The sequence below is a fragment of the Pseudomonas sp. LBUM1678 genome (assembly GCF_059695575.1).
In genome coordinates this window covers 6,261,741-6,287,210 of record NZ_CP166775.1, presented here as the reverse complement: position 1 = coordinate 6,287,210, position 25,470 = coordinate 6,261,741, and the positions used below count along the sequence as shown (strand labels likewise).

At 60.7% G+C, this 25,470-nt stretch carries 22 protein-coding genes; 13 read left to right on the top strand and 9 right to left on the bottom strand.

What is annotated here, in order from left to right; genetic code table 11:
- Positions 1 to 18: 18 nt before the first annotated feature.
- Both ACA070_RS28670 and ACA070_RS28665 read right to left on the bottom strand, forming a co-directional pair.
- Positions 19 to 843, bottom strand: coding sequence for an SDR family oxidoreductase (locus tag ACA070_RS28670; protein ID WP_497449236.1), 825 nt, complete (start codon positions 841 to 843; stop codon positions 19 to 21).
- A gap of 241 nt (positions 844 to 1,084) precedes the next feature.
- Positions 1,085 to 2,125 carry a threonine aldolase family protein gene (locus ACA070_RS28665; protein ID WP_010467030.1) on the bottom strand — a complete coding sequence of 347 codons (1,041 nt, stop codon included), beginning with the start codon at positions 2,123 to 2,125 and terminating at the stop codon, positions 1,085 to 1,087.
- Between the two features lie 133 nt (positions 2,126 to 2,258).
- Here ACA070_RS28665 and ACA070_RS28660 point away from each other — a divergent pair, with 133 nt between their 5' ends.
- From ACA070_RS28660 to ACA070_RS28620, 9 genes are all read left to right on the top strand, one after another.
- Complete coding sequence (locus ACA070_RS28660) at positions 2,259 to 2,975, top strand: TraX family protein (protein WP_497449235.1); 717 nt, start codon at positions 2,259 to 2,261, stop codon at positions 2,973 to 2,975.
- Between the two features lie 284 nt (positions 2,976 to 3,259).
- Positions 3,260 to 4,513: a serine hydroxymethyltransferase gene (glyA, locus tag ACA070_RS28655; RefSeq protein WP_497449234.1), complete on the top strand. Its 1,254-nt coding sequence runs from the start codon at positions 3,260 to 3,262 to the stop codon at positions 4,511 to 4,513.
- 23 nt (positions 4,514 to 4,536) lie between these two features.
- Positions 4,537 to 5,787: a sarcosine oxidase subunit beta gene (locus ACA070_RS28650; protein ID WP_007947735.1), complete on the top strand. Its 1,251-nt coding sequence runs from the start codon at positions 4,537 to 4,539 to the stop codon at positions 5,785 to 5,787.
- Positions 5,788 to 5,801: 14 nt separating this feature from the next.
- The gene (locus ACA070_RS28645) at positions 5,802 to 6,131 is read left to right on the top strand and encodes a sarcosine oxidase subunit delta (protein ID WP_131060659.1); all 330 of its coding nucleotides are present in this window, start codon (positions 5,802 to 5,804) and stop codon (positions 6,129 to 6,131) included.
- Positions 6,128 to 9,145: a sarcosine oxidase subunit alpha gene (locus ACA070_RS28640; protein WP_497449233.1), complete on the top strand. Its 3,018-nt coding sequence runs from the start codon at positions 6,128 to 6,130 to the stop codon at positions 9,143 to 9,145. Before ACA070_RS28645 ends, ACA070_RS28640 begins: the two co-directional genes overlap by 4 nt.
- A 150-nt stretch (positions 9,146 to 9,295) precedes the next feature.
- Positions 9,296 to 9,928, top strand: a complete 633-nt coding sequence (locus tag ACA070_RS28635; RefSeq protein ID WP_497449232.1) for a sarcosine oxidase subunit gamma — start codon at positions 9,296 to 9,298, stop codon at positions 9,926 to 9,928.
- 205 nt (positions 9,929 to 10,133) lie between these two features.
- Complete coding sequence (gene purU / locus ACA070_RS28630) at positions 10,134 to 10,991, top strand: formyltetrahydrofolate deformylase (RefSeq protein WP_497449231.1); 858 nt, start codon at positions 10,134 to 10,136, stop codon at positions 10,989 to 10,991.
- 203 nt (positions 10,992 to 11,194) lie between these two features.
- A complete protein-coding gene (fdhA, locus tag ACA070_RS28625) occupies positions 11,195 to 12,394 on the top strand; it encodes a formaldehyde dehydrogenase, glutathione-independent (RefSeq protein ID WP_007947729.1) in 1,200 nt (399 codons plus the stop codon).
- Positions 12,395 to 12,712: 318 nt separating this feature from the next.
- Positions 12,713 to 13,267 carry a DUF2780 domain-containing protein gene (locus ACA070_RS28620; protein WP_497449230.1) on the top strand — a complete coding sequence of 185 codons (555 nt, stop codon included), beginning with the start codon at positions 12,713 to 12,715 and terminating at the stop codon, positions 13,265 to 13,267.
- A 1-nt stretch (position 13,268) separates the two neighbouring features.
- Here ACA070_RS28620 and yihG read toward each other — a convergent pair whose 3' ends face one another.
- Entirely contained in the window at positions 13,269 to 14,156 is an 888-nt protein-coding gene (gene yihG / locus ACA070_RS28615) for a 1-acylglycerol-3-phosphate O-acyltransferase, YihG family (RefSeq protein ID WP_497449229.1), read from the bottom strand.
- 336 nt (positions 14,157 to 14,492) lie between these two features.
- On the opposite strand from yihG, the gene rloA2 reads away from it, so the two are divergent.
- The 4 genes from rloA2 to creD all read left to right on the top strand — a co-directional run bounded on the left by rloA2 (position 14,493) and on the right by creD (position 18,731).
- Positions 14,493 to 14,999: a retropepsin-like aspartic peptidase RloA2 gene (gene rloA2, locus ACA070_RS28610; protein WP_176457736.1), complete on the top strand. Its 507-nt coding sequence runs from the start codon at positions 14,493 to 14,495 to the stop codon at positions 14,997 to 14,999.
- A 59-nt stretch (positions 15,000 to 15,058) separates the two neighbouring features.
- Positions 15,059 to 15,739, top strand: coding sequence for a two-component system response regulator CreB (creB, locus tag ACA070_RS28605; protein ID WP_497449228.1), 681 nt, complete (start codon positions 15,059 to 15,061; stop codon positions 15,737 to 15,739).
- Positions 15,739 to 17,157, top strand: a complete 1,419-nt coding sequence (creC, locus tag ACA070_RS28600) for a two-component system sensor histidine kinase CreC (protein WP_497449227.1) — start codon at positions 15,739 to 15,741, stop codon at positions 17,155 to 17,157. Before creB ends, creC begins: the two co-directional genes overlap by 1 nt.
- A 203-nt stretch (positions 17,158 to 17,360) precedes the next feature.
- Positions 17,361 to 18,731 carry a cell envelope integrity protein CreD gene (gene creD / locus ACA070_RS28595; protein ID WP_497449226.1) on the top strand — a complete coding sequence of 457 codons (1,371 nt, stop codon included), beginning with the start codon at positions 17,361 to 17,363 and terminating at the stop codon, positions 18,729 to 18,731.
- Positions 18,732 to 18,941: 210 nt separating this feature from the next.
- Here the strand turns inward: creD and ACA070_RS28590 are convergent, their stop codons facing one another.
- From ACA070_RS28590 to ACA070_RS28565, 6 genes are all read right to left on the bottom strand, one after another.
- Entirely contained in the window at positions 18,942 to 19,571 is a 630-nt protein-coding gene (locus ACA070_RS28590) for a glutathione S-transferase (protein WP_497449225.1), read from the bottom strand.
- A 279-nt stretch (positions 19,572 to 19,850) separates the two neighbouring features.
- The gene (locus ACA070_RS28585) at positions 19,851 to 20,030 is read right to left on the bottom strand and encodes a hypothetical protein (RefSeq protein ID WP_497449224.1); all 180 of its coding nucleotides are present in this window, start codon (positions 20,028 to 20,030) and stop codon (positions 19,851 to 19,853) included.
- Positions 20,027 to 21,157, bottom strand: coding sequence for a PepSY-associated TM helix domain-containing protein (locus ACA070_RS28580; protein ID WP_497449223.1), 1,131 nt, complete (start codon positions 21,155 to 21,157; stop codon positions 20,027 to 20,029). Before ACA070_RS28580 ends, ACA070_RS28585 begins: the two co-directional genes overlap by 4 nt.
- A 73-nt stretch (positions 21,158 to 21,230) precedes the next feature.
- Positions 21,231 to 23,657, bottom strand: coding sequence for a TonB-dependent siderophore receptor (locus ACA070_RS28575; RefSeq protein ID WP_497449222.1), 2,427 nt, complete (start codon positions 23,655 to 23,657; stop codon positions 21,231 to 21,233).
- Positions 23,658 to 23,929: 272 nt separating this feature from the next.
- Positions 23,930 to 24,901 (bottom strand): FecR domain-containing protein, encoded by a 972-nt coding sequence (locus ACA070_RS28570; RefSeq protein ID WP_497449221.1) that lies wholly within the window; start codon positions 24,899 to 24,901, stop codon positions 23,930 to 23,932.
- A complete protein-coding gene (locus ACA070_RS28565) occupies positions 24,898 to 25,416 on the bottom strand; it encodes an RNA polymerase sigma factor (RefSeq protein ID WP_497449220.1) in 519 nt (172 codons plus the stop codon). Before ACA070_RS28565 ends, ACA070_RS28570 begins: the two co-directional genes overlap by 4 nt.
- Between the last annotated feature and the right edge of the window lie 54 nt (positions 25,417 to 25,470).

Genomic DNA, 25,470 nt, shown 5'->3' with positions numbered 1-25,470 from the left:
CCCACAAGGGTTGGTATTTCAATCGATAAACAGATCCGGCATCAGCTTGTCGTTGCTGCCGGGCTCGAAGCGGTAATGATCGAATTCGGTCACGCCATGCTCCCGCAGAATTTCCTCATCAATCAGCAATCGCCCCGAAATGCTGCGACCGCTGCTGTCCAGAATGACGTGGGCGGCATCCGCCATGATTGCAGGCGTGCGCGCATGCTTGAAGGACTCCCGTGAACCCAGCTGAAACTCGATGGCGGCGGTCGCAATCATCGTCTGCGGCCACAGCGAGTTGACGCTGATGCCGTAGTTCTTGAATTCCTCGCTCATGCCCACCGTCAGCATGCTCATGCCGTATTTGGTCACGGTGTAAGGGCTGTACTGGGCGAACCACTGGGTCGCCAGATTCAGCGGCGGCGACAGGTTGAGGATGTGGCCGCTGCTCTTCTTCAAGTAAGGCAGCGCCGCCTGGCTGCACAGCAACACGGCGCGGGTGTTGATCTGGTGCATCAGGTCGAAGCGTTTGAGCTCGATGTGTTGCACCCCGATCAACTTGATCGCCCCGGCATTGTTGATCAGCGCATCGATACCGCCGAAATGTTCGTTGGCCTGGGCCAGTGCTTCACGCACCGCAACTTCATCGCGCACATCCACCTGCAAAGCCAGCGCCTTGCCGCCCGCCGTTTCAACTTCCTGCGCCACGCTGAAAATCGTCCCCGGCAATTTGGGATGGGGCTCGGCGCTTTTGGCGGCAATTACAATATTGGCCCCGTCCCGCGCGGCCCGCAGCGCGATCTCACGACCAATCCCACGGCTGGCGCCGGTGATGAACAGGGTTTTGCCTTGTAATGACATGCGTACGCTCCTGATTATTGTTATCTGAGCGGATAGAGCGGCTCGCAAGACAATGTAGACCAAGACGCTGTGATGAGTGGCGAGGGAGCTTTTGTGGCGAGGGAGCTTGCTCCCGCTGGGCTGCGAAGCGGCCCAAAATACTGAGGATGCGGTCTGTCAGGCAGACCGCATTGGCTGGTTTTACGACTGCTGCGCAGCCGAGCGGGAGCAAGCTCCCTCGCCACAGGGGATCGGGTTGCGGCTAGTGGGACATGACTTCGCGGATATCCGCCGCCAATTCACGGACGCGTTCTTCTTCGGTGTCCCACGAGCACATGAAGCGTGCGCCGCCGTTGCCGATGAAGGTGTAGAAGCGCCAGCCTTTGGCGGTCAGTGCGGCGATGGCTGGTTCCGAGAGTTGCAGGAACACGCCGTTGGCCTGCACCGGGAACATCAGCTCTACGCCTGGAATGTCGCTCACCAGTTCAGCCAGCAGCTGCGCGCAGTGGTTGGCGTGGCGGGCGTATTTGAGCCAGGCGTCGTTTTCCAGGATCCCGACCCACGGTGCGGAGAGGAAGCGCATCTTTGACGCGAGCTGCCCGGCCTGTTTGCAGCGGTAGTCGAAGTCTTCGGCCAGTTTGTGGTTGAAGAACAGAATCGCCTCACCCACCGCCATGCCGTTTTTCGTGCCGCCGAAGCACAGCACGTCGACGCCGGCTTTCCAGGTCAGGTCGGCTGGCGAGCAGCCGAGGAATGCGCAGGCGTTGGAGAAGCGCGCGCCGTCCATGTGCAGGTTCAGGCCCAACTCTTTGCAGGTGGCGCTGATGGCGCGGATTTCTTCCGGGGTGTAGACGCTGCCGACTTCGGTGGCCTGGGTCAGGGTCACGACGCGGGGTTTCGGGTAGTGGATGTCCTGGCGCTTGAGGGCGACTTCGCGGATCGATTCCGGGGTCAGCTTGCCGTTTTCGGTGCGGGCAATCAGCAGCTTGGAGCCGTTGGAGAAGAATTCCGGCGCGCCGCATTCGTCGGTTTCGACGTGGGCGGTTTCCGAGCAGATCACGCTGTGGTAACTCTGGCACAGCGACGACAGGGCCAGCGAGTTGGCCGCGGTGCCGTTGAAGGCGAAGAACACTTCGCAGTCGGTTTCGAACAGTTTGCGGAAATCATCGGACGCGCGAGCGGTCCATTCATCGTCGCCGTAAGCGCGCTGGTGGCCGTGGTTGGCCTGTTCCATGGCCGCCCAGGCTTCAGGGCAGATACCGGAATAGTTGTCGCTGGCGAATTGTTGGCTCTTATCGGTCATGGCCCTGCTTTCCGTGGTCGGGACGCTTATGGTGAAGCGTCTCGTGGTCAATGATGGTGCGCACTTTACCGAAGATCATCCGGGGAGCACACGGGATGCGTCTGACAGAACAATACAAAGACGACGGGCAATTATGCACATGACGCAAAGGGATGGGGCACTGGATCTGCTCAAGTGGCTGGCGCTATTGAGCATGGTGCTCGATCACCTGCGATATGTCGGTTATTCCGTCGATCTGCTGTATGTGCCAGGGCGGATGGCGTTTCCGTGGTTCTGCTTGGCGATGGCCGCCAACTTGTCGCGCACCCGGACGGTGTCGACCGACGGCCAGTGGCGATACCTGGTTTGGCTGCTGTTGTTCAGCGCCATCAGCGAAATCCCCTACCGGATGTACATTCCAGATCCCGACACTTTGAACGTGATGCCTACGTTGGCGCTGGGGTTGTTGGTGGCGCGTGGCTGGCAGGACAAGGCGCTGCAATCGCGACTGCTCGCGGTCGGCGCCCTGGTGTTGGCGGCACTGTTTCCGGAGTGGCTGATGTTTGGTTTCTTCGGCGTGCTGCTGCCGCTGGCGATGTTGCTGGTGATCAAGCGGCCCTGGTATTACAGCCTGTTGCCGGGGTTGGTGTGCCTGGCGGCGAATCAATGGGAAGTGCTGTTTTACTCGGCTCGACTCGGTAACAGTGCAGCCATCCTTGGGATCGCCACTTGTCTGATTGCGCCATTGCTGGGAGTGGTCTTGTTGCGACATGCCCGGTCTCTCAAGCCACCACCGATGCGCCGTTGGGCGTATGCCTTGTATCCGCTGCATTTTCTACTACTGCTCGCAGTGCGACAGACAATCGCCTGACCCCTGTGGGAGCTAGCCTGCTAGCGATGAGGCAGTCCCAGCCGGCATTGAGGTTGCCTGACCCAACGCTATCGCGAGCAGGCTCGCTCCCACAGGGGGTCTTCGCTGATTTAAGGAGTGTGTTCGGCATGCCATTTCCCGCCATGTCGTAAACGCACCTTTGCGTGGCGTCCGTAGGCATTTGACCTGTCTGCGCCGGTCATACCATCGCATCAAAGGGCACTGTCGAAACACCGGTGCCTTACCGAGACGAATGGCGCATAGATGCCGCTGGGAGAGACGCGATGTTCAGCAAGCAAGACCAGATCCAGGGTTACGACGATGCACTGCTGGCGGCGATGAATGCCGAGGAGCAACGCCAGGAAGATCACATCGAGCTGATCGCGTCAGAGAACTACACCAGCAAACGCGTCATGGAAGCGCAAGGCAGCGGCCTGACCAACAAATACGCCGAAGGCTATCCGGGCAAGCGCTACTACGGTGGCTGCGAGCACGTCGATAAAGTTGAAGCGCTGGCCATCGAACGCGCCAAGCAGCTGTTCGGTGCTGATTACGCCAACGTCCAACCGCACTCCGGTTCCTCGGCCAACAGCGCCGTGTACCTGGCCCTGCTGCAAGCCGGCGACACCATTCTCGGCATGAGCCTGGCCCACGGTGGTCACCTGACCCACGGTGCCAAGGTGTCGTCCTCGGGCAAGCTGTACAACGCCGTGCAGTACGGCATTGACACCAAAACCGGGCTGATCGACTACGACGAAGTCGAGCGCCTGGCCGTCGAGTGCAAGCCGAAGATGATCGTTGCCGGCTTCTCGGCTTACTCCAAGACCCTCGACTTTCCGCGCTTCCGTCAGATCGCCGACAAGGTCGGTGCGTTGCTGTTCGTCGACATGGCCCACGTGGCCGGTCTGGTCGCTGCCGGCCTGTACCCGAACCCGCTGCCGTACGCCGATGTGGTCACCACCACCACCCACAAGACCCTGCGCGGTCCGCGTGGCGGCCTGATCCTGTGCAAGTCCAACGAAGAAATCGAGAAGAAGCTCAACTCGGCAGTCTTCCCGGGTGCCCAGGGCGGCCCGCTGATGCACGTGATCGCCGGTAAGGCCGTGTGCTTCAAGGAAGCGCTGGAGCCTGGTTTCAAGGCTTACCAACAACAAGTGATCGACAACGCCCAGGCCATGGCCGGCGTGTTTATCAAACGCGGCTACGATGTAGTGTCCGGCGGCACCGATAACCACCTGTTCCTGGTCAGCCTGATCCGTCAGGGCCTCACCGGCAAAGAGGCGGATGCAGCACTCGGTCGCTCGCACATCACCGTGAACAAGAACGCTGTCCCGAACGATCCACAGTCGCCGTTCGTGACCTCCGGCCTGCGCATCGGCACCCCGGCGGTGACCACTCGCGGCTTCAAGGTTACCCAGTGCGTCACGCTGGCCGGCTGGATCTGCGACATCCTCGACAACCTCGGCGACGCCGATGTCGAGGCCAATGTCGCGCAGCAAGTGTCGGCACTGTGCGCGGACTTCCCGGTTTATCGCTGAGCGCGGTTTTGGAGTAAATGACTATGCAACGCTACTCAGGCTTCGGCCTCTTCAAACACTCCCTCAGCCATCACGAAAACTGGCAGAAAATGTGGCGCACGCCGACCCCTAAAAAGGTCTATGACGTGGTCATCGTCGGCGGTGGCGGGCATGGTCTGGCGACCGCCTATTACCTGGCCAAGGAACACGGCATCACCAACGTGGCCGTGGTCGAGAAAGGCTGGCTGGGCGGCGGTAACACCGCGCGCAACACCACCATCGTTCGCTCCAACTACCTGTGGGACGAGTCGGCGCACCTGTATGAACACGCGATGAAATTGTGGGAAGGCCTGTCCCAGGACCTGAACTACAACGTGATGTTCTCCCAGCGCGGCGTTTACAACCTGTGCCACACCCTGCAAGACATTCGTGATTCCGAGCGTCGGGTCAGCGCCAACCGCCTCAACGGCGTGGACGGCGAACTGCTCGATGCCAAACAGGTAGCCGACGAGATTCCGTACCTCGACTGCTCGAAGAACACCCGCTACCCGGTGATGGGCGCAACCGTCCAGCGTCGCGGCGGCGTGGCCCGTCACGATGCCGTGGCGTGGGGCTTTGCCCGTGCCGCTGACGCACTGGGCGTAGATTTGATTCAACAGACCGAAGTGATCGGTTTCCGCAAGGAAAACGGCGTGTGCATCGGCGTTGAAACCAACAAGGGTTTTATCGGCGCCAAACGCGTCGGTGTCGTGACCGCCGGTAACTCCGGGCACATGGCCAAACTCGCCGGTTTCCGTCTGCCGATCGAATCCCACCCGCTGCAAGCGCTGGTGTCCGAGCCGATCAAGCCGATTATCGACAGCGTGATCATGTCCAACGCCGTACACGGTTACATCAGCCAGTCCGACAAGGGCGACCTGGTGATCGGTGCCGGTATCGACGGCTACAACGGCTACGGCCAGCGTGGTTCGTACCCGGTGATCGAACACACCATCCAGGCCATCGTCGAGATGTTCCCGGTGTTGTCCCGCGTACGCATGAACCGGCAGTGGGGCGGCATCGTCGACACCACGCCGGATGCCTGCCCGATCATTTCGAAAACCCCGGTCCCGAACATGTTCTTCAACTGCGGTTGGGGCACCGGTGGCTTCAAGGCAACACCTGGCTCGGGCAACGTGTTTGCCGCGAGTCTGGCCAAGGGTGAAATGCACCCATTGGCTGCACCTTTCTCCATCGACCGTTTCCACAACGGTGCGTTGATCGATGAACACGGCGCTGCTGCGGTTGCCCACTAACAGGAGAAATCCCCATGTTGCATATCTTCTGTCCTCACTGCGGCGAGCTGCGCTCCGAAGAGGAATTCCACGCATCCGGCCAGGCGCATATCCCGCGTCCACTGGATCCGACGACCTGCACCGACGAGGAGTGGGGCGACTACATGTTCTTCCGCGATAACCCTCGCGGTCTGCACCACGAGCTGTGGGATCACGTCGCCGGTTGCCGTCAGTACTTCAACGCCACCCGCGACACCGTGACCTACGAGATTCTCGAGACCTACAAGATCGGCGCCAAGCCGCAGTTCACCGACAAGACCGATAGCCCGAAAGCGGCCACGACGGCTCTGGGAGAGAAGGTATGAGCCAGATCAATCGCCTGTCCAACGGCGGACGGATCGACCGCAACAAAGTGCTGAGCTTCACCTTCAACGGCCAGGTCTACAAAGGCTTTGAAGGCGATTCTCTGGCCGCGGCCTTGCTGGCCAACGGCGTCGACATCATCGGTCGCAGCTTCAAATATTCCCGTCCGCGCGGCATCTATGCTGCGGGCGCCGAAGAGCCGAACGCCGTGCTGCAGATCGGCGCGACCGAAGCCACGCAAATCCCGAACGTGCGCGCCACACAACAAGCGCTGTATCAAGGTTTGGTCGCCACCAGCACCAACGGCTGGCCGAGCGTGAACAACGACATGATGGGGATTCTCGGCAAGGTCGGCGGCAAGCTGATGCCGCCGGGCTTCTACTACAAAACCTTCATGTACCCGCAATCGTTCTGGATGACTTACGAGAAGTACATTCGTAAGGCAGCAGGTCTTGGCCGTTCGCCGACCGAGAACGATCCGGACACCTACGACTACATGAACCAGCACTGCGACGTGCTGATCGTCGGCGGTGGCCCTGCTGGCCTGGCCGCCGCACTGGCAGCAGCTCGCAGCGGTGCCCGCGTGATCCTCGCCGATGAGCAGGAAGAGTTCGGCGGCAGCCTGCTCGACTCCCGCGAAAGCCTCGACGGCAAGCCGGCTACCGAGTGGGTCGCCAGCGTCATCGCCGAACTGAAGGACACCCCGGACGTGCTGCTGTTGCCGCGCGCCACGGTCAACGGTTACCACGACCATAACTTCCTGACCATTCACGAACGCCTGACCGATCACCTCGGCGACCGCGCACCGATTGGCCAGGTGCGTCAGCGCATCCACCGGGTTCGCGCCAAGCGTGTGGTGCTGGCGACCGGCGCTCACGAGCGTCCACTGGTTTACGGCAACAACGACGTGCCGGGCAACATGCTCGCCGGCGCTGTGTCGACTTACGTTCGTCGTTATGGCGTGGCACCGGGCAAAAAACTGGTGCTGTCGACCAACAATGACCACGCCTACCGCGTCGCGCTGGATTGGCTCGACGCCAGCCTGCAGGTCGTGGCCATCGCCGATGCACGCAGCAATCCGCGCGGTGCGCTGGTTGAAGAAGCACGCGCCAAAGGCATTCGTATCCTGACCGGCAGCGCCGTGATCGAGGCCCGTGGCAGCAAGCACGTGACCGCCGCTCGCGTGGCCGCGATCGATGTCAAGGCACACGCTGTGACCAGCCCTGGCGAGTGGCTGGATTGCGACCTGGTCGCCACTTCCGGCGGTTACAGCCCGGTGGTTCACCTGGCTTCGCATTTGGGCGGCAAGCCGATCTGGCGTGAAGACATCCTCGGTTTCGTACCGGGCGAAGCACCGCAGAAACGCGTGTGCGTCGGTGGCATCAACGGCGTCTATGGCCTCGGCGATTCGTTGGCCGATGGTTTTGAAGGCGGCGCTCGCGCAGCCAGCGAAGCCGGTTTCAGTGTGGTCGAAGGCACGTTGCCGAAAGCCCTGAGCCGTCTCGAAGAGCCAACCTTGGCGCTGTTTCAGGTGCCGCACGAAAAAGGCACGACACGCGGACCGAAGCAATTCGTCGATCTGCAGAACGACGTCACTGCGGCCGGCATCGAACTGGCGACCCGCGAAGGCTTCGAGTCGGTTGAACACGTCAAACGCTACACCGCACTGGGCTTCGGCACCGACCAGGGCAAGCTCGGCAACGTCAACGGCCTGGCCATTGCCGCCCGTTCGCTTAACGTGACCATCCCGCAAATGGGCACCACGATGTTCCGTCCGAACTACACGCCGGTCACCTTCGGCGCCGTGGCCGGCCGTCACTGTGGGCACATCTTCGAACCTGTGCGTCACACTGCGCTGCATCACTGGCACGTAAAGAATGGTGCCGAGTTTGAAGACGTCGGTCAGTGGAAGCGTCCTTGGTACTTCCCGAAAAACGGTGAAGACATTCACACCGCCGTCAAACGCGAATGCAAAGCCGTGCGCGACAGCGTGGGCCTGCTGGACGCATCGACGCTCGGCAAGATCGACATCCAGGGCCCGGATGCGCGTGAGTTCCTCAACCGCATCTACACTAACGCCTGGACCAAGCTCGACGTGGGCAAGGCCCGTTACGGCCTGATGTGTAAAGAAGACGGCATGGTCTTCGACGATGGCGTAACCGCCTGTCTCGCCGACAACCACTTCGTGATGACCACCACCACGGGCGGCGCGGCACGCGTGCTGCAATGGCTGGAAATCTACTCCCAGACCGAATGGCCAGAACTGAAGGTGTACTTCACGTCCGTGACGGATCACTGGGCAACCATGACCCTGTCCGGGCCGAACAGCCGCAAGCTGCTCAGCGAAGTCACCGACATCGACCTGAGCAACGAAGCCTTCCCGTTCATGACCTGGAAAGAAGGTCTGGTCGGCGGTGTGCCGGCGCGGGTATTCCGGATTTCGTTTACCGGTGAGCTGTCGTACGAAGTCAACGTGCAGGCCGACTATGCGATGGGTGTGCTCGAGAAAATCGTCGAGGCCGGCAAGCAATACAACCTGACCCCGTATGGCACTGAAACCATGCACATTCTGCGGGCCGAGAAGGGCTTCATCATCGTCGGTCAGGACACCGACGGCTCGATGACCCCGGACGACCTGAACATGGGCTGGTGTGTCGGTCGCACCAAACCGTTCTCGTGGATCGGCCAGCGAGGCATGAACCGTGAAGACTGCGTGCGTGACCAGCGCAAACAGCTGGTGGGCCTGAAGCCGATCGATCCGACCAAATGGCTGCCGGAAGGTGCGCAACTGGTGTTCAACACCAAGCAGACGATTCCGATGACCATGGTCGGTCACGTCACCTCCAGCTACCTGCACAACTCCCTCGGCTATTCGTTTGCCATGGGCGTGGTGAAGGGCGGTTTGAAGCGCATCGGTGAGCGTGTGTTCGCACCGCTGGCGGATGGCAGCGTGATCGAGGCGGAAATCGTTTCTTCGGTGTTCTTCGATCCGAAAGGTGATCGCCAGAACGTTTAAGGGCCTCGGGTCCTGTGGAGAGTCTGCTACCGCTATCGCGAGCAGGCTCGCTCCCACAGGGGAACGCGGTCGAATGTGGGAGCTAGCCTGCTAGCGATGACGGCAGTGCAGCCACCACAGGAACCAACAGAATTCAGGAACAGGTGCTTTATGACCGCAGCCAATGTTTATCAACAACGCCCAACCACCGGCGCCAAGGCCGAGTCGTCGCTGCATCACGCAGGCCTGCCAAGCCTGGTGGGCAAGGGCCGCAAAAGCGCCGGCGTGATCGTGCGTGAGAAAAAACTCCTCGGCCACCTCACCATCCGTGGCGATGGCCACGATGCTGCGTTCGCCGCTGGCGTGCACAAAGCCCTCGGTATCGAACTGCCGGCGGCGCTGACCGTCGTCGTCAAAGGCGAAACCAGCCTGCAATGGATGGGGCCGGATGAATGGCTGCTGATCGTGCCGACCGGTGAAGAATTCGCCGCCGAACAAAAGCTGCGTGAAGCGCTGGGCGATCTGCACATCGCAATCACCAACGTCAGCGGCGGCCAGCAGCTCCTCGAACTGAGCGGTCCGAACGTGCGCCAGGTGCTGATGAAGTCCACAAGCTACGACGTGCACCCAAATAGCTTCCCGGTGGGCAAGGCTGTGGGTACTGTGTTTGCGAAGTCGCAACTGGTGATCCGCCATACCGCCGAAGACACCTGGGAACTGCTGATCCGTCGCAGCTTCTCGGATTACTGGTGGTTGTGGTTGCAGGATGCGGCGGCCGAGTACGGGCTTAGCGTTCAGGCGTAACACGGTGCTGTAGTCAGGACTGCTTTTGTGGCGAGGGAGCTTGCTCCCGCTCGGCTGCGAAGCAGTCGTAAAACCTGAGTCCGCGTTTCTCCTGAAGAAACGCGGTTGCTGATTTTGGGGTCGCTTCGCAACCCAGCGGGAGCAAGCTCCCTCGCCACAGGTCTTCGCAGTCGCGTAGGTATTTTCGAACAGGAGTCACCGCACTATGAGCCGCGCCCCAGACACATGGATTCTGACCGCCGACTGCCCAAGCGTCCTCGGCACCGTGGACGCGGTGACCCGCTTTCTGTTCGAGCAGGGCTGCTACGTCACCGAGCACCATTCCTTCGATGATCGGCTCTCGGGCCGTTTCTTCATTCGGGTGGAATTCCGTCAGCCCGACGGCTTCGACGAACAAGCCTTCCGCGCAGGCCTGGAAGAGCGTGGCCAAGCCTTCGGAATGATCTTCGAACTGACTGAGCCGAACTACCGGCCAAAAGTGGTGATCATGGTCTCCAAGGCCGATCACTGCCTCAACGACTTGCTCTACCGCCAGCGCATCGGCCAATTGTCGATGGACGTGGCCGCCGTGGTCTCCAACCACCCGGACCTGAAACCGTTGGCCGACTGGCACCAGATTCCGTATTACCACTTCCCGCTGGACCCGAACGACAAGCCGTCCCAGGAGCGTCAGGTGTTGCGGGTGATCGAGGAGTCCGGCGCCGAACTGGTGATTCTTGCCCGTTACATGCAAGTCCTGTCGCCCGAGCTGTGCCGCAAACTCGACGGCAAGGCGATCAACATCCATCACTCCCTGCTGCCGGGTTTCAAGGGCGCCAAGCCTTATCACCAGGCCTACAACAAGGGCGTGAAACTGGTCGGCGCCACGGCGCACTACATCAACAACGACCTGGACGAAGGACCGATCATCGCCCAAGGCGTAGAGGTCGTGGACCACAGTCATTACCCGGAAGACCTGATCGCCAAGGGGCGGGATATCGAAGGGCTGACCCTGGCGCGGGCGGTTGGTTATCACATTGAAAGACGAGTGTTTTTGAACGCCAATAGAACCGTCGTTCTTTAGGTCGCCATCGCTAGCAGGCTAGCACCCACAGGGTTTTGGGTTGTTCACAAATCCTGTGCTCACCCGAATCACTGTGGGAGCTAGCCTGCTAGCGATGAGGCCATTACAAGCAACACATAAACAGCATCTGTACCCGAGCAATCAACGCGCCGCCGCTCCATGGCGACGCGACCGCTACATAAAAACAACAGCGAGGTGAAAGCATGTCTGGCAATCGTGGTGTGGTGTATCTCGGCAATGGCAAGGTCGAAATACAGAAAATCGACTATCCGAAAATGCAGGACCCGCGCGGCAGGAAGATCAACCATGCTGTCATCCTGCGCGTGGTTTCCACCAACATCTGTGGTTCCGACCAGCACATGGTGCGCGGTCGTACTACCGCCCAGACCGGCCTGGTACTGGGCCACGAAATCACCGGTGAAGTGATCGAGAAGGGCAGCGACGTCGAGAACCTGCAGATCGGCGATCTGGTTTCTGTTCCGTTCAACGTGGCTTGCGGGCGCTGCCGTTCCTGCAAGGAAATGCACACCGGCGTTTGCCTGAGCGTTAACCCGGCGCGTCCGGGCGGTGCTTACGGTTATGTCGACATGGGCGACTGGACCGGCGGCCAGGCCGAATACGCGATGGTGCCGTACGCTGACTTCAACCTGCTGAAACTGCCTGATCGCGACCGCGCGATGGAAAAAATCCGCGACCTGACCTGCCTCTCCGACATCCTGCCCACCGGCTACCATGGCGCAGTCACCGCCGGCGTTGGCCCAGGCAGCACCGTGTACATCGCAGGTGCCGGCCCGGTCGGCCTGGCCGCTGCCGCTTCCGCTCGCCTGCTGGGCGCGGCGGTGGTGATCATCGGCGACGTCAACACCGTTCGCCTGGCACACGCCAAGGCACAGGGTTTCGAAATCGCCGACCTGTCCCTGGACACCCCGTTGCACGAACAAATCGCTGCACTGCTGGGCGAGCCAGAAGTGGATTGCGCCGTCGACGCCGTAGGCTTCGAAGCGCGTGGCCACGGCCATGACGGCGTGAAACACGAGGCTCCAGCCACCGTGCTCAACTCGCTGATGGGCGTAGTGCGGGTTGCCGGCAAAATCGGTATCCCGGGCCTGTACGTGACCGAAGATCCAGGTGCAGTCGATGCCGCCGCAAAAATGGGCAGCCTGAGCATCCGCTTCGGTCTGGGCTGGGCCAAATCCCACAGCTTCCACACTGGCCAGACGCCCGTGATGAAGTACAACCGCCAGCTGATGCAGGCGATCATGTGGGACCGCATTCACATTGCCGACATCGTTGGCGTGGAAGTCATCAGCCTGGATGATGCGCCACGTGGGTATGGCGAGTTCGATGCGGGCGTGCCGAAGAAGTTTGTGATTGATCCGCATAAGTTGTTTAGTGCGGCGTAAGACTTCACGCAAAGCAAAACGGCGACCCGAGGGTCGCCGTTTTTGTTTGTGTTTTATATCAACCTTGTGGCGAGGGAGCTTGCTCCCGTTGGGCGGCGAAGCGGCCCCGAACGCTGCGATTTCGATCTGTAAGACACAGCGTGTCTGACGGTTTCGCGACAGCTTAGTCGCCAAACGGGAGCAAGCCCCTCGCCACAGGTGCGTGAACGGGGTAAAAATGCCTGCGGCAGCAAGGAACAATGCCCAGCAAACCCCGGTCAAACCGGCAGTTTTCCCGTCCGCACACGGGCGGTTTTCATGGCGCAAGAGGATGTCTGGATGAAGATTTCACGCGGTTTTGCACTGGCTTCGCTAATGAGTCTGGCGGCCAGCCCGGTCTTCGCCGGTTTCAGCCTGGAAGATGTGACCAAAGCGGCCTCGAGCATGCAGGGCGGAAATGCGGCCGCAGCAGCTGCGCCAACTTCAGAAACAGCTGGTTTGCTGAGCGCGCTAAGCCAATTGAACGTAACGCCACAACAGGCCGTTGGCGGGACCGGGGCGATGCTGGGGCTGGCAAAAAATCAATTGAGCTCGACCGATTACTCTGAACTGGCCAAAAGCGTTCCGGGGATCGACAAGTTGTCCGGCGGCGGTGAGCTGGGCGCTCTGGCGGGCTTGCTCGGTTCTTCCGGCAAGGCGGCGGGTCTGGACAATGCCTTGGGCGCCGTAAAGAACACCAACGATCTGAACAACGCTTTCAGCGCGTTGGGCATGGACAGCGGCATGATCGGCCAGTTTGCCCCGGTGCTTTTGCAATACCTGGGTCAGCAGGGCGTCGGCGGTTCGCTGCTGGAAAGCCTGGGCGGGATCTGGGGCGCTGGCACCGGTAGCTGATTCAACGGCGCTCGGCGCGCAAAGCGTCGATGCGTTGATCCTTCTCGATCCAGAGCTGGTTGACCCAGTTCTGGATTGTTCCGCGAAACTCCGGATCGTTTTCGTAATCTCCCTGCCACAGCGCCGGGTCGAGTTCACGGGTCTTGATGTCGATGATGACCCTCGGCACGGTGCCGCTGATCAAGTCCCAAAACCCCGGAATCTTCTGCTGCGGATACACCACCGTCACATCGAGAACAGCGTCCAGCTGTTCGCCCATCGCCGCCAATACAAACGCCACGCCGCCGGCCTTAGGCTTGAGCAAGTGAGTGAACGGTGATTGCTGTTGAGCGCTTTTCGCCGCGGTGTATCGGGTGCCTTCCAGGTAGTTGACCACGGTCACCGGCTGACGCTTGTACAACTCGCACGCCGCTTTGGTGATTTCCAGATCCTTGCCGGCCAGCTCAGGGTGCTTCGCCAGGAATGCCTTGGTGTAGCGCTTCATGAACGGATAGTCCAAGGCCCACCACGCCAGCCCCAGGAACGGCACCCAGATCAGTTCTTTCTTGAGGAAGAACTTGAAGAACGGCGTGCGGCGGTTCAGCGTCTGGATCAGCGCCGGGATATCGACCCAGGATTGATGGTTGCTGATCACCAGATACGACGTGTCGCGGCGCAGATCATCGCCGCCGCGGATGTCCCATTGGGTGGGGATGCACAGGCGGAAGATCAGCTTGTCGATTTCGGCCCAGGTTTCGGCGATCCACATCACCACCCACGAGGCGTAGTCGCGGAAACGGATGGGCAGGATCAGTTTGAGCAGGGCAAACACCATCAGCGGCCCGAACAGGACCAAGGTGTTGAGCAACAGCAGAAGGGTAACGAAACAGCCGGTGAGCAGGCGGCGCATAAGTAACTCTTGAAAGCATTTGGGCGCGCCATGATAAGCAGCTTCGGGCGACAGGCCAAATCGGTGACGACGAATGTTTCACCTTTACATCGTTATGCTGGCAGCCTGATGAGATCCCTGTGGCGAGGGAGCTTGCTCCCGTTGGGCTGCGAAGCGGCCCTTGAACCATAGGACGCAGTGTTTCTGTTACACCGTATGAACCGGGTTTACGGCGGCTTCGCCGCCGAGCGGGAGCAAGCTCCCTCGCCACAAAGGTATGTGGTCGTCCAACTATCGTTGTTGTTTGCGGTCTAGAATTCGGCCACTGCGCCCCAATTCCCAAAGGATGCCCATTACGTGAAATCCCTCCTTGCACTGCTTTCCCTCGTGGCCCTGCCGGTCCTGGCCGCTGAGCCAACGCTGTACGGGCGTTACGAATACATTGCGCTGCCGGAAATCGGCGGCGAAGTCCTTAAAGCCAAAATGGACACCGGCGCCCTGACGGCATCGCTGTCGGCCAAGGACATCGAAACCTTCACCCGTGACGGCGACGAGTGGGTGCGTTTCCGCCTCGCCACCAAAGACGCGAGCAACAAGGTCTACGAGCACAAGGTCGCGCGGATCAGCAAGATCAAGACCCGATCCGAAGAAGACGAGGATGACAAGGAAGCCATCGAGCCCACCAAGCGTCCGGTGGTCGATCTGGAGCTGTGCCTGGGCAACGTCAAGCGCACCGTCGAGGTCAATCTCACCGACCGCAGCAGCTTCAATTATCCGTTGTTGATCGGCGCCAAGGCCTTGCGTGAATTCGGCGCGGCGGTAAACCCGGCGCGTCGTTTCACAGCCGACAAACCCGACTGCTGATTGACGGAATGTGAGGCTTGGGGCACCGTTCGCCCACTTAACTGCCGGGCTCGGACGCCATGCCTCATATCCTGATAGTCGAAGACGAAGCGGCGATTGCCGACACCCTGATATTCGCGTTGCAGGGCGAGGGGTTCACCACCACCTGGTTGAGCCTTGGCGCGGCTGCGCTGGAGCATCAGCGCCAGACCCCGGCCGACCTGATCATTCTCGACATTGGCCTGCCGGACATCAGTGGCTTCGAGACATGCAAGCAACTGCGGCGTTTCAGCGAAGTGCCGGTGATCTTCCTCAGCGCCCGTGATGCGGAAATCGACCGCGTGGTGGGCCTGGAAATAGGCGCCGACGACTACGTGGTCAAGCCGTTCAGCCCCCGGGAAGTCGCGGCGCGGGTCCGGGCGATTCTCAAGCGCATGGCGCCGCGACCGGTGGCCGAAGTCTCATCGACGCTGTTTCGGATCGACAGCGAACGCGTGCAGATCAGCTATCGCAATCAGTCATTGAGCCTTACGCGGCACGAATTCCGTCTGCTGCAATGCCTGCTGGAACAACCCGAACGGGTCTTCAGTCGCGAGCAATTACTCGATGCGCTGGGGGTCGCCGCTGATGCCGGTTACGAGCGCAGCATCGACAGCCACATCAAAAGCGTGCGCGCCAAATTGCGTCTGGTGAAGGCCGACGCCGAGCCGATCCAGACCCATCGCGGCCTCGGCTACAGCTACAGCCCGGGGCACAGCTGATGCCGCTGGGGATCCGGATTTTCCTGGTCTACGTGCTGTTCATCGGCCTGACCGGTTACTTCGTGCTCAACACTGTGATGGAAGAAATCCGCCCCGGTGTGCGTCAGTCCACGGAAGAAACCCTGGTCGACACCGCCAACCTGATGGCCGAGATCCTGCGAGACGACTTCAAGGCCGGCACCCTCAACCAGAACCGCTGGCCCGAGCTGCTCAAGGCCTACGGCGAACGGCAGCCAAAGGCAAGCATCTGGGGCTTACCGAAGAACCAGGTGAATCACCGCATCTACGTCACCGACGCCAAAGGCATCGTGGTGCTGGATTCCAGTGGCGCGGCGGTGGGGCAGGATTACTCGCGCTGGAACGATGTCTACCTTACGTTGCGCGGTGAATACGGCGCGCGTTCCACCCGCAGCGATCCAGACGATGCGAACTCCTCGGTAATGCACGTCGGCGCGCCGATTCGCGACAACGGCCAGATCATCGGCGTGGTCACCGTGGCAAAACCCAACAGTTCGCTGCAGCCTTACGTGGATCGCACCGAACGTCGATTGCTTGCCTATGGCGCGGGTCTGATCGGACTGGGTCTGCTGTTCGGCGCGCTGTTGTCGTGGTGGCTGAGCGCTGCGCTGCGACGCTTGACGGCCTATGCGCAGGCGGTAAGTGAAGGTCGGCGTGTCGAGGTGCCGCATTACCGCGGCGGTGAGCTGGAGCAACTGGCGACAGCGGTGGAGCAGATGCGAACGCAGCTGGAAGGCAAAGCCTACGTCGAACGTTATGTGCACACCCTGACCCATGAATTGAAGAGCCCGCTGGCGGCGATTCGTGGTGCGGCGGAGTTGCTGCAAGGTGACATGCCGTTGGCTCAGCAGCAGCGTTTCGTCAGCAACATCGACAGCGAAAGTGTGCGCATGCAGCAGTTGATTGAGCGGCTGCTGAACCTGGCCCAGGTTGAACAGCGCCAAGGGCTGGAGGAGCGGGTCACGGTACCGTTGGCCAGTTTGGTGGATGAGTTGCTCAACGCCCAGGCTGCGCGGATCGAAGGCAAGAAATTGCGCGTGGAACAGCGGATTGCGCCGGACATGAATCTGCATGGCGAGCCGTTTCTGTTGCGTCAGGCGTTAGGGAATCTGTTGGAGAATGCTTTGGATTTCACTCCGCCTCAGGGTGTGCTGCGGTTCAGCGCCGAGCGTGTCGGTGAGCAGATCGAGTTCAGGCTGTTCAATCAGGCTGAGGCGATTCCTGACTATGCGTTGCCGCGTTTAAGTGAACGTTTCTACTCGCTGCCGCGACCGGACAGTGGGCGCAAGAGTACCGGGTTGGGGCTTAACTTTGTGGAAGAAGTGGTCAAGTTGCATGGCGGGTCATTGAGCATTGGTAATGTCGCGGGCGGTGTTGAAGTCAGGTTGCGCCTGGCTTAGGACCGAGTTGCCGCCATCGCGAGCAGGCTCGCTCCCACAAAAGGATCTATGGTGAACACAAAAATTGTGAACACCACAGATCCTTGTGGGAGCGGGCTTGCCCGCGAAGAGGCCGGTCCAGTCTTCACACACTCTCCATATTCCCCCCATAAATCCCCCACACACCCATTCCAGACTCTGCCCATCCAAACAGGGAGAGTCCCATGAACCGCAGCCTGACCATAAAACTCGGGGCCATTGCCCTTCTGATTCTGTTATTGCTCATCCCGTTGCTGATGATCAACGGCGTCATCCAGGACCGCCAACAACTGCGCGACGGCGTGCTCGAAGACATTGCCCGCAGTTCCAGCTACAGCCAGCAATTGAGCGGGCCGCTGATGGTGGTGCCGTACCGCAAAGTGGTGCGCACCTGGAAACTCAACGAAAAAACCAACGAGCGCTACCAGGAAGTCGGTGAAGAACGCGGGCGTCTGTATTTCCTTCCGGAGCGCTTCGAGCTCGACGGCCAGGTGCAGACCGAACTGCGTTCCCGAGGCATTTATGAGGCGCGACTATTCCACGCCGACAACCGCATCAGCGGGCATTTCTCCGTCCCGGCGCAACTGGGCATCAAGGAAGACTTCGCCAATTACCAGTTCGATCAACCGTTTCTGGCCGTCGGCATCAGCGACATTCGCGGCATCGAAAACGCCCTGAAACTGGAACTCAATGATCAGCGTCTGGACTTTGTTCCAGGCACTCAGGTGGGCTGGTTAGGCGAAGGTGTACACGTGACGCTGCCGGCGCTGGATGCCAGACAAGCGACGGAATTGACCTTCGGTTTCGACCTGCGGCTGCAAGGCACCGGTCAGTTGCAGATCCTTCCGGTTGGCAAGACCAGCAAAGTGTCGCTGACTGCCAACTGGCCGCACCCAAGCTTCATCGGCAATTACCTGCCGGCCCAGCGTGAAGTTACCGATCAAGGTTTTACCGCCAACTGGCAGACCTCGTTTTTCTCCACCAACCTGCAAGAAGCGCTGAGCAGTTGTGTGTCCGGTGGTGGTTGCGAGGCGTACAACGGCCGCAGCTTTGGCGTGAGTTTCATCGACCCGGTGGACCAGTACCTGAAGAGCGATCGGGCAATCAAATATGCGCTGCTGTTCATCGTCCTGACCTTCGCCGGATTCTTCCTCTTCGAAGTGCTGAAAAGCCTCGCGGTGCACCCGGTGCAATATGCATTGGTGGGCGTGGCGCTGGCGTTCTTCTACCTGTTGCTGCTTTCGCTGTCGGAGCATATTGGTTTTGCCCTGGCGTATCTGTTGTCGGCGGGTGGCTGCGTGTTACTGATCGGGTTCTATGTCTGCCATGTGCTGCGCAGCGTGCGGCACGGCTTGAGCTTTTCGGCAGGATTGGCAGCGTTGTATGGCTTGCTCTACGGCTTGTTGAGTGCCGAGGATTACGCGCTGTTGATGGGCTCGTTGTTGCTGTTCGGCTTGCTCGGCGTGTTCATGGTGCTGACCCGCAAGCTGGATTGGTACGGGATCGGGCAAAAATCGGCCAAGCCGTTGGCGTTTGATATCGGGGCGGTGGAATGAGCCGGTCGCTGGGGTTGCGCGAGGATCAGCGGGAAGGGGAGGTGTTGGCGACGCTGATTGCGGTGTTGTTTCCGGTGGATCCGGTGTGGTGCCATCGCGAGCAGGCTCGCTCCCACAAAGGGTCTCCAGTGAACACAAAATTCATGCACACCAAAGATCAACTGTGGGAGCGGCCCTGCTCGCGATGAGGCCGGTACAGCCGGCGAAGATTTAAACCTTCGGCATCGTCGCCACCATCGAAGGCCGCTGACTCACCTCGAAATACCAGGCCGCCAGCTGCGGATTCACCTCGCGCCATTCCAGGTCCGGATGGCGCAAGTCGACGTAACCCAGCGCACACGCCACGCTGATAGCCGCGACATCAAAATGGCTGGTCAGCTCGGCAATCGCATCCTTCTCCAACAGTGCCAGCGCACGACGAATCTTGTCGCGCTGGCCGTCGAGCCATTCGTCCCAATGCTTCTCGGGCGCGCGCAGGACCACTTCATAACGAACCATCACCGAAGCATCCATGATCCCGTCGGCCAGGGAGGCCAGGGTCAAACGGCGCCAGCGGGCCGAGCCTTCGCGGGGGATCAGCGGGTTGCCGACGTGTTGATGGTCGAGGTAATCGAGGATCACCCGGCTGTCATGGATGACGTTGCCGTCGGCCAGACGCAGGGCCGGGATCTTGCCCAGCGGGTTGTCTTCGTTGAGCGTCTGATCCGGGCTCACCGGCGTGAGCACGCAGTCTTGCAACGCCACGCGGTCGGTCTGACCGGTTTCGTGCAACAGCACCATGACTTTGCGAACGAAGGGCGATAACGAATTGTGGAACAGGGTCATGCTGGGGGTGGACATGGCAGCGTCTCGGAGTTGGGCAGTGCTGGGCAGCATAGCGCGTTGGTCCGGGAGCTCAAGCGGATGGAGGTCAAACCCCAAGCGCCTGCCCTCATGTGACGCCAATGACTTGTAGCAGCTGCCGAGCAGCGCGAGGCTGCGTTCGGCTGCGTAGCGGCCGCAGCCCGACAGACGCGGAGTGCCTGACACATCAATACAGCAGGATTTGCGGCCGCTGCGCAGCCGGACGCAGCCTCGCGTTGCTCGGCAGCTGCTACAGGATGCTCCAGTGAGTTCAAATCAGCGGCGTTGCAGCAGGCCGCGCAGGGCAAGCACGGCGGGGGCGCCCAGGCCGAGCCAGCTCAAGGCGTCCCACACGCCATCACCCAGCAACGCGGCGAACAACCCCGCTGCGCTGAGCAGGGCTATAACGGTGGGCGTGGCGAAGACCTTCCAGAAGTTCGACTGTCGCGGCCTCATGCTTGAGCCTCCGCTTGTTCGAGCACAGGTTTCGCTGCCTTGCGCCGCACCACCCAAAGATAAACCCCACTGCCCAGCACGATGATGGTCAGTAAATCCAGGGTCGCCCAGAGGATTTTCATCGGCATGCCGCCGTAGTCACCGAAGTGCAGGGGTTGCGACATGCCCATGGCGTCCATGTACCACGGTCGTTCGGCCACCGCCGTGACTTGCAGGGTACTGGCGTCGATCAACACCGGGGTCAGTAGGTGCGAAGTCAGGTGGGTGCTGCCTTTCATGAACACCGAGTAATGGTGTTCGCTGGAAAACCGTGTGCCGGGGAAGGCAATGAAATCGGGCTGCATACCCGGTGCGACTTCCTTGGCGATATCGAGCAAACGAGTCGCCGGCGCCAGGTGCGTCAGCGGTGGTGCATCGCGATACGGCGCGATCATCGCGCTCAGGGTGTCGTTGCGCCATGCGGCAATCAGCAGGTCGGCGCAGGCACTGATCACGCCGGTCACTCCGACCACCAGCGCCCAGGTCAGGGTGACTACGCCGATCAGGTTATGCAGGTCTAGCCAGCGCAGGCGAGTGGATTTGTCCTGGCGCACGGTGGCGAATTTCAAGCGGCGCATGAACGGCAGGTACAGTACCGTCCCGGAAACAATGGCCGCGACAAACATCAACCCCATGAACGCCAGCAGCAATTTGCCAGGCAGGCCGGCGAACATGTCCACGTGCAGGCGCAGCATCACCATCATGAAACCGCCGTTGGCCGACGGCATTTCCAGCGCTTCGCCGGTGCGGGCGTCGAGCATGAAGGTGTGCGACGAATTGGGCTCGGTACCGGCGGTGGCCGCCATGATTGTGATCGCGGCGTTGGGCTCTTCCTCGTCAAAACCGAAATACTGCATGACTTCGCCGGGGCGATGTTTTTCAGCCGCCTGCACCAACTGCTGCAAATTCAGTTGCGGGGTGTCCGCCGGCATTTGCTTCAACTCGGCGGCATCGCCCAGCAAGTGGTCGATCTCGTGGTGAAAGATCAACGGCAGGCCGGTCAGCGCCAGCATCAGCAGGAACACCGTGCAGATCAGGCTGGTCCAGGTGTGGACGAAGGACCAGCGGCGAATTGTTTTGCTTTTCATTTCATGGCCTTTAGAAATACCAAAGCCGTCCTCGAAGGACGGCTTGGGTTTTGGAGCGTTTCAGCTCAGGCAATTACCACTTGTAAGTTGCACTGGCGACGACGCTGCGCTGGTCGCCGTAGTAGCAGTAGAAACTGTCACAGGTGGAAATGTAATCCTTGTCCAGCAGGTTGGTGGCGTTAAGCGCCAACGACGCACCTTTGAGGCTGTTGTCCAGCCGGCCGAGGTCGTAATGGACGGCGGCATCGAACACGGTGTAGGCATCGGCCTTGCCCAGCCAAGTGTTGGCCTGATCGCCGTAGGTGTTGCCGGTGTAGCGAGCGCCGGCACCAACGCCGAAGCCGTCCAGCACGCCGGCGTGCCAGGTGTAATCGGCCCACAGCGACGCCTGCTGGTTAGGCATCAATTGCAGCCGGTTGCCCTTGTTGTCGCCTTTCTGCACTTCGGACTTGGCCAGGGTGTAGGCAGCAATGATCTTCAGGTTTTCGGTGACGTCGGACACCGCTTCCAGCTCCAGACCCTTGACCTTCACTTCGCCGGTCTGGCTGGTGATCGGTGTGGCGCCGACAGTGGTGGTGACCGAGACGTTTTTCTGGGTCAAGTCATACACCGCCGCGCTGAGCAGGGTGTTGCTGCCAGGTGGCTGGTACTTGATACCCAATTCCCACTGTTTGCCTTCGGTAGGCTTGAACGATTCGGTGCTCGAGGCTGATGCGCCGGTGGTGGGCTGGAAGGATTCGGCATACGACAGGTACGGCACGAAGCCCGAGTCAAACACATAGCTGATCGCCGCGTTGCCGCTGAAGGCCTTGTCGCGTTCAGTGTTGGTGGCGTCGCCCTTGTTGAAGAACTCGGTGCTGGTGTGGACCCAATCTTCACGTCCGCCGACGGTCAGGCGCCATTGGTCGAGAGCCATCTGATCCTGCACGTAAAGGCCAGTCTGGTAGGTCTTCTGGTTGTAGTCGTAGAACGCGGTGGAGCGCGGCGGACGAACAATTGGCTGGCCATAAATCGGGTTGTTGACGTTGGTGGTCAACCCGTCGCCGAAAATCGAGGTGTAGTTGGTGTTGCTGCGCTGGTGGTCGAGACCCAGCAGCAGGGTGTGACGGACATCGCCGGTGGCGAAGTCGGCCTGGAAATTGTTATCCACGGCGAACTGGCTGATGTCTTCATCGACGATGGTGCTGGTGCGCCCGACGTTGCCTTCGTTATCCACCTGGGTGAACGGATACGAGCCGACAGTGAGCCCCTGGAACGACAGATCGGATTTGGTGTAACGCAGGTTCTGCTTGAACTGCCAGACGTCGTTCAGGCGATGTTCAAACGCATAGCCCAGCGCGTAGTAGGTGCGGTCGTAGTATTCCCAGTCCGGGTCGCCGAGGTTCTTGTGATGAGAAACCTTGCCGAACGGCATGTCGATCTTGGTGCCTTGCACCGGCAGGAACTGGCTGGTGATGCCAGTATCGTCACGGGTGAATTGCGTGAGCAAGGTGAACCTGGTGTCTTCGTCGATGTTCCAGGTCAGGCTCGGCGCAATGTTGTAGCGCTTATTGTCGACGTGGTCGATCTGCGTGCCGCTGTCGCGCACCACGCCGCTGAGGCTGTAGAGAAACTGGCCTTCGTCATCGATCTTGCCGGTGTTGGCGAAGTTGATCTGGCGCTGGTTGTCGCTGCCGTATTGCAGCTGGATCTCATGGCTGTCTTCGGCGGTGGGACGGCGGCTGACCATGTCCAGCAGGCCGCCCGGCGGGGTTTGGCCGTAGACCGACGACGCCGGGCCGCGCAGCAGGGCGAGGCGATCGAGGTTCCAGGTTTCCTGTTTCGGGTTGGCGTACGTGCCTTTTGGCAGAGGCAGGCCATCGAGGAACTGGGTCGGTTCGAAACCCCGTACCCGCAGCCAGTCGGCGCGGGTGTCGCTGCCGTAGCTGCTGGCGACGATGCCGGGCATGTAGCGCACGGCGTCATCGAGGTTCTGCACATTGCGATCTTCCATTTGCTGGCGAGTGGCGATCGAAATCGAGCGCGGCGCTTCCACCAGCGCGGTATCGGTCTTGGTGCCGGCGGCGGTACGCGTGGCGACGTAGCCTTCAACCGGGCCCCAGGCGCTTTCAGTATTTTCGACACCGATGACCGCGGTTTCCGGCAGGGACAGCGTGCCCTCGGGAATGGCGACCAGGCTGTAAGTGCCGGCGCTGCTCTGTTCCAGTTGCAGACCGCTGCCGCGCAAGGCTTCACGCAGGGCGCCGGCCGCGTCGAACTGGCCCTTGACCGGCGCGGAGGTCTTGCCCGCTGCCAGCGATGGATTCAACGAAAGAGCCAGGCCCGCCTGGCTGGCGATCTGGTTCAAGGTGCTGGCCAATGGCGCGGCCGGCAGGTTGTAGGCGCGAACGTTGGACGCTTGTTCAGCGGCGATCAGCTGAGTACTGGCCAAGGGAGTGCAAAAGGCAATGGCGACTGCCAGCAAGCTGGGGCGCAACAAGGTGTCTAGCGAACGGGACATACAGCGGCTCCTGAATGGAAATATTTCTCAATTGCCTAGGTGCCGAACGAGAATCCAAAAGTGATAGGGACTGGATGAAAATAATTTAGATTCAAAAACCTGTGATCCCCCGTCATGCACTTTCGTGGCGAGGGAGCTTGCTCCCGCTGGTCTGCGAAGCAGACCCAAAAACAGTCACCGCGTTTTAACCATCAAGTTGTAGTTGCCGAGTTTACGACTGCTGCGCAGCCGAGCGGGAGCAAGCTCCCTCGCCACAGGGGGGAGATGTAAATTCAGGGCTTGGCTTCGGCCTTCGCCACCGTCACCCACCACGGCGTGTGCTGTTCGATCTGCACGGGCAAGGTTGGCAGCAGCGCGCTCAAGGCCGTGTCGGTGTCGTGCAGCGGGAAGCTGCCGGTGATCCGCAGGTCAGCAACCTCCGGTGCAACGCCCAAATGCCCGCGTCGATAACGACCCAGTTCGTGCACCAAATCTTCCAGTCGGGCGTTGTCCACCACCAGCATGCCGCGGGTCCAGGCATCGGCGCCGAGGTTCAGCGCGACGATGGGTCCCAGGCCATTGCTGCGCATCAGCACTTGCTGGCCCTCACGCAGGATCTGCTCTTCAGGACTCGACTCCGGATGGGCGGCCACCGCTGACTGCAACACGCTCAGGCGCGTGCCGTCATCCTCGCGCTTGACCAGGAACCGCGTGCCCAGCGCGCGCATGCTGCCTTCACGGGTTTCGACGATAAACGGCCGGGCATCGCCGTGACCGGTTTCGACGAGAATCTCGCCTTCCTGAAGGATGATCAGCCGCTGCTTCTCATCGAAGCGCACGTCAACGGCGCTGTGGGTATTGAGGTTGATCAGCGTGCCGTCGGTCAGACGCAGGGTGCGCTGCTCGCCGGTGGCGGTGCGCTGGTCGGCCAGCCAATAGTCGAGGGGCAGATATCGATCACCGGCGAATAGCGCCAGCCCGATCACCGCGACGATGCTGGCCAGGCCACTGCCGAGCTTGCGTACCCGTCGGCGGATGCTTTCGCGCGATTGCATTAAGGCCGTGCGAGCCGGGCCGCTGGCGACGCTGAAGCGCTGGTCGAGCATGCCCAACTGGCGCCAGGCCCGAGCGTGTTCCTCGTGGGCGGCGTGCCATTTGGCGAACTCTTCGCGCTCCACCGGGTTGCCGGAATCCAGGGACAATTGCCAGGCAATCGCGGCATCCAGCACCTGCGCCGACACCGGTTTGGAGCTGACCGGGCTCATACCGGCTCACCGTACAGCGCGATGTAGCACTGACGAATGCCTTGGGCAAGGTATTGGCGAACCCGGGGCACCGACACACCCAGACGCTCGGCGATTTCCGCGTGGCCGAGGCCGTCGAGACGGTTATAGAGAAACGCTGCCCGGGCCTTGCTCGAAAGCTTGCCGAGCAGGCGGTCGATGTTTTTCAGGTCTTCGAGGATCAGCTGCTGTTTTTCCACTGACGGTTGTTCACCTTCGGGGATCAGCATCAATTCGGTGAGGTAGGCCTGTTCCAGCGCTGCGCGACGGAAATAGTCGAACAGTAAACCCTTGGCGATCGCCACCAGAAACGCCCGAGGTTCGCGAGGCTCCTTCAGCTCATCACGGCCGAGCAACCGCACGAAGGTGTCCTGACTGAGGTCTTCAGCCCGTTGCGGACAGGCCACATTGCGTCGCAGCCAAGCCAATAGCCAACCGCGATGGTCGCGATACAACGCACCAACGAGCTCACTTTGGGGGCTTTGGACTGACGACACGCAGCATCACCGATTGGGAAGTGTTAACTAACGAGAATTGTTCGCGATTGTGGC

What these genes read in the sequence shown, in the direction of transcription:
- ACA070_RS28670 (WP_497449236.1), bottom strand. Translation starts at nt 843, where the DNA reads ATGTCATTACAAGGCAAAACCCTGTTCATCACCGGCGCCAGCCGTGGG.
- ACA070_RS28665 (WP_010467030.1), bottom strand. Translation starts at nt 2,125, where the DNA reads ATGACCGATAAGAGCCAACAATTCGCCAGCGACAACTATTCCGGTATC.
- ACA070_RS28660 (WP_497449235.1), top strand. Translation starts at nt 2,259, where the DNA reads ATGCACATGACGCAAAGGGATGGGGCACTGGATCTGCTCAAGTGGCTG.
- glyA (WP_497449234.1), top strand. Translation starts at nt 3,260, where the DNA reads ATGTTCAGCAAGCAAGACCAGATCCAGGGTTACGACGATGCACTGCTG.
- ACA070_RS28650 (WP_007947735.1), top strand. Translation starts at nt 4,537, where the DNA reads ATGCAACGCTACTCAGGCTTCGGCCTCTTCAAACACTCCCTCAGCCAT.
- ACA070_RS28645 (WP_131060659.1), top strand. Translation starts at nt 5,802, where the DNA reads ATGTTGCATATCTTCTGTCCTCACTGCGGCGAGCTGCGCTCCGAAGAG.
- ACA070_RS28640 (WP_497449233.1), top strand. Translation starts at nt 6,128, where the DNA reads ATGAGCCAGATCAATCGCCTGTCCAACGGCGGACGGATCGACCGCAAC.
- ACA070_RS28635 (WP_497449232.1), top strand. Translation starts at nt 9,296, where the DNA reads ATGACCGCAGCCAATGTTTATCAACAACGCCCAACCACCGGCGCCAAG.
- purU (WP_497449231.1), top strand. Translation starts at nt 10,134, where the DNA reads ATGAGCCGCGCCCCAGACACATGGATTCTGACCGCCGACTGCCCAAGC.
- fdhA (WP_007947729.1), top strand. Translation starts at nt 11,195, where the DNA reads ATGTCTGGCAATCGTGGTGTGGTGTATCTCGGCAATGGCAAGGTCGAA.
- ACA070_RS28620 (WP_497449230.1), top strand. Translation starts at nt 12,713, where the DNA reads ATGAAGATTTCACGCGGTTTTGCACTGGCTTCGCTAATGAGTCTGGCG.
- yihG (WP_497449229.1), bottom strand. Translation starts at nt 14,156, where the DNA reads ATGCGCCGCCTGCTCACCGGCTGTTTCGTTACCCTTCTGCTGTTGCTC.
- creB (WP_497449228.1), top strand. Translation starts at nt 15,059, where the DNA reads ATGCCTCATATCCTGATAGTCGAAGACGAAGCGGCGATTGCCGACACC.
- creC (WP_497449227.1), top strand. Translation starts at nt 15,739, where the DNA reads ATGCCGCTGGGGATCCGGATTTTCCTGGTCTACGTGCTGTTCATCGGC.
- creD (WP_497449226.1), top strand. Translation starts at nt 17,361, where the DNA reads ATGAACCGCAGCCTGACCATAAAACTCGGGGCCATTGCCCTTCTGATT.
- ACA070_RS28590 (WP_497449225.1), bottom strand. Translation starts at nt 19,571, where the DNA reads ATGTCCACCCCCAGCATGACCCTGTTCCACAATTCGTTATCGCCCTTC.
- ACA070_RS28585 (WP_497449224.1), bottom strand. Translation starts at nt 20,030, where the DNA reads ATGAGGCCGCGACAGTCGAACTTCTGGAAGGTCTTCGCCACGCCCACC.
- ACA070_RS28580 (WP_497449223.1), bottom strand. Translation starts at nt 21,157, where the DNA reads ATGAAAAGCAAAACAATTCGCCGCTGGTCCTTCGTCCACACCTGGACC.
- ACA070_RS28575 (WP_497449222.1), bottom strand. Translation starts at nt 23,657, where the DNA reads ATGTCCCGTTCGCTAGACACCTTGTTGCGCCCCAGCTTGCTGGCAGTC.
- ACA070_RS28570 (WP_497449221.1), bottom strand. Translation starts at nt 24,901, where the DNA reads ATGAGCCCGGTCAGCTCCAAACCGGTGTCGGCGCAGGTGCTGGATGCC.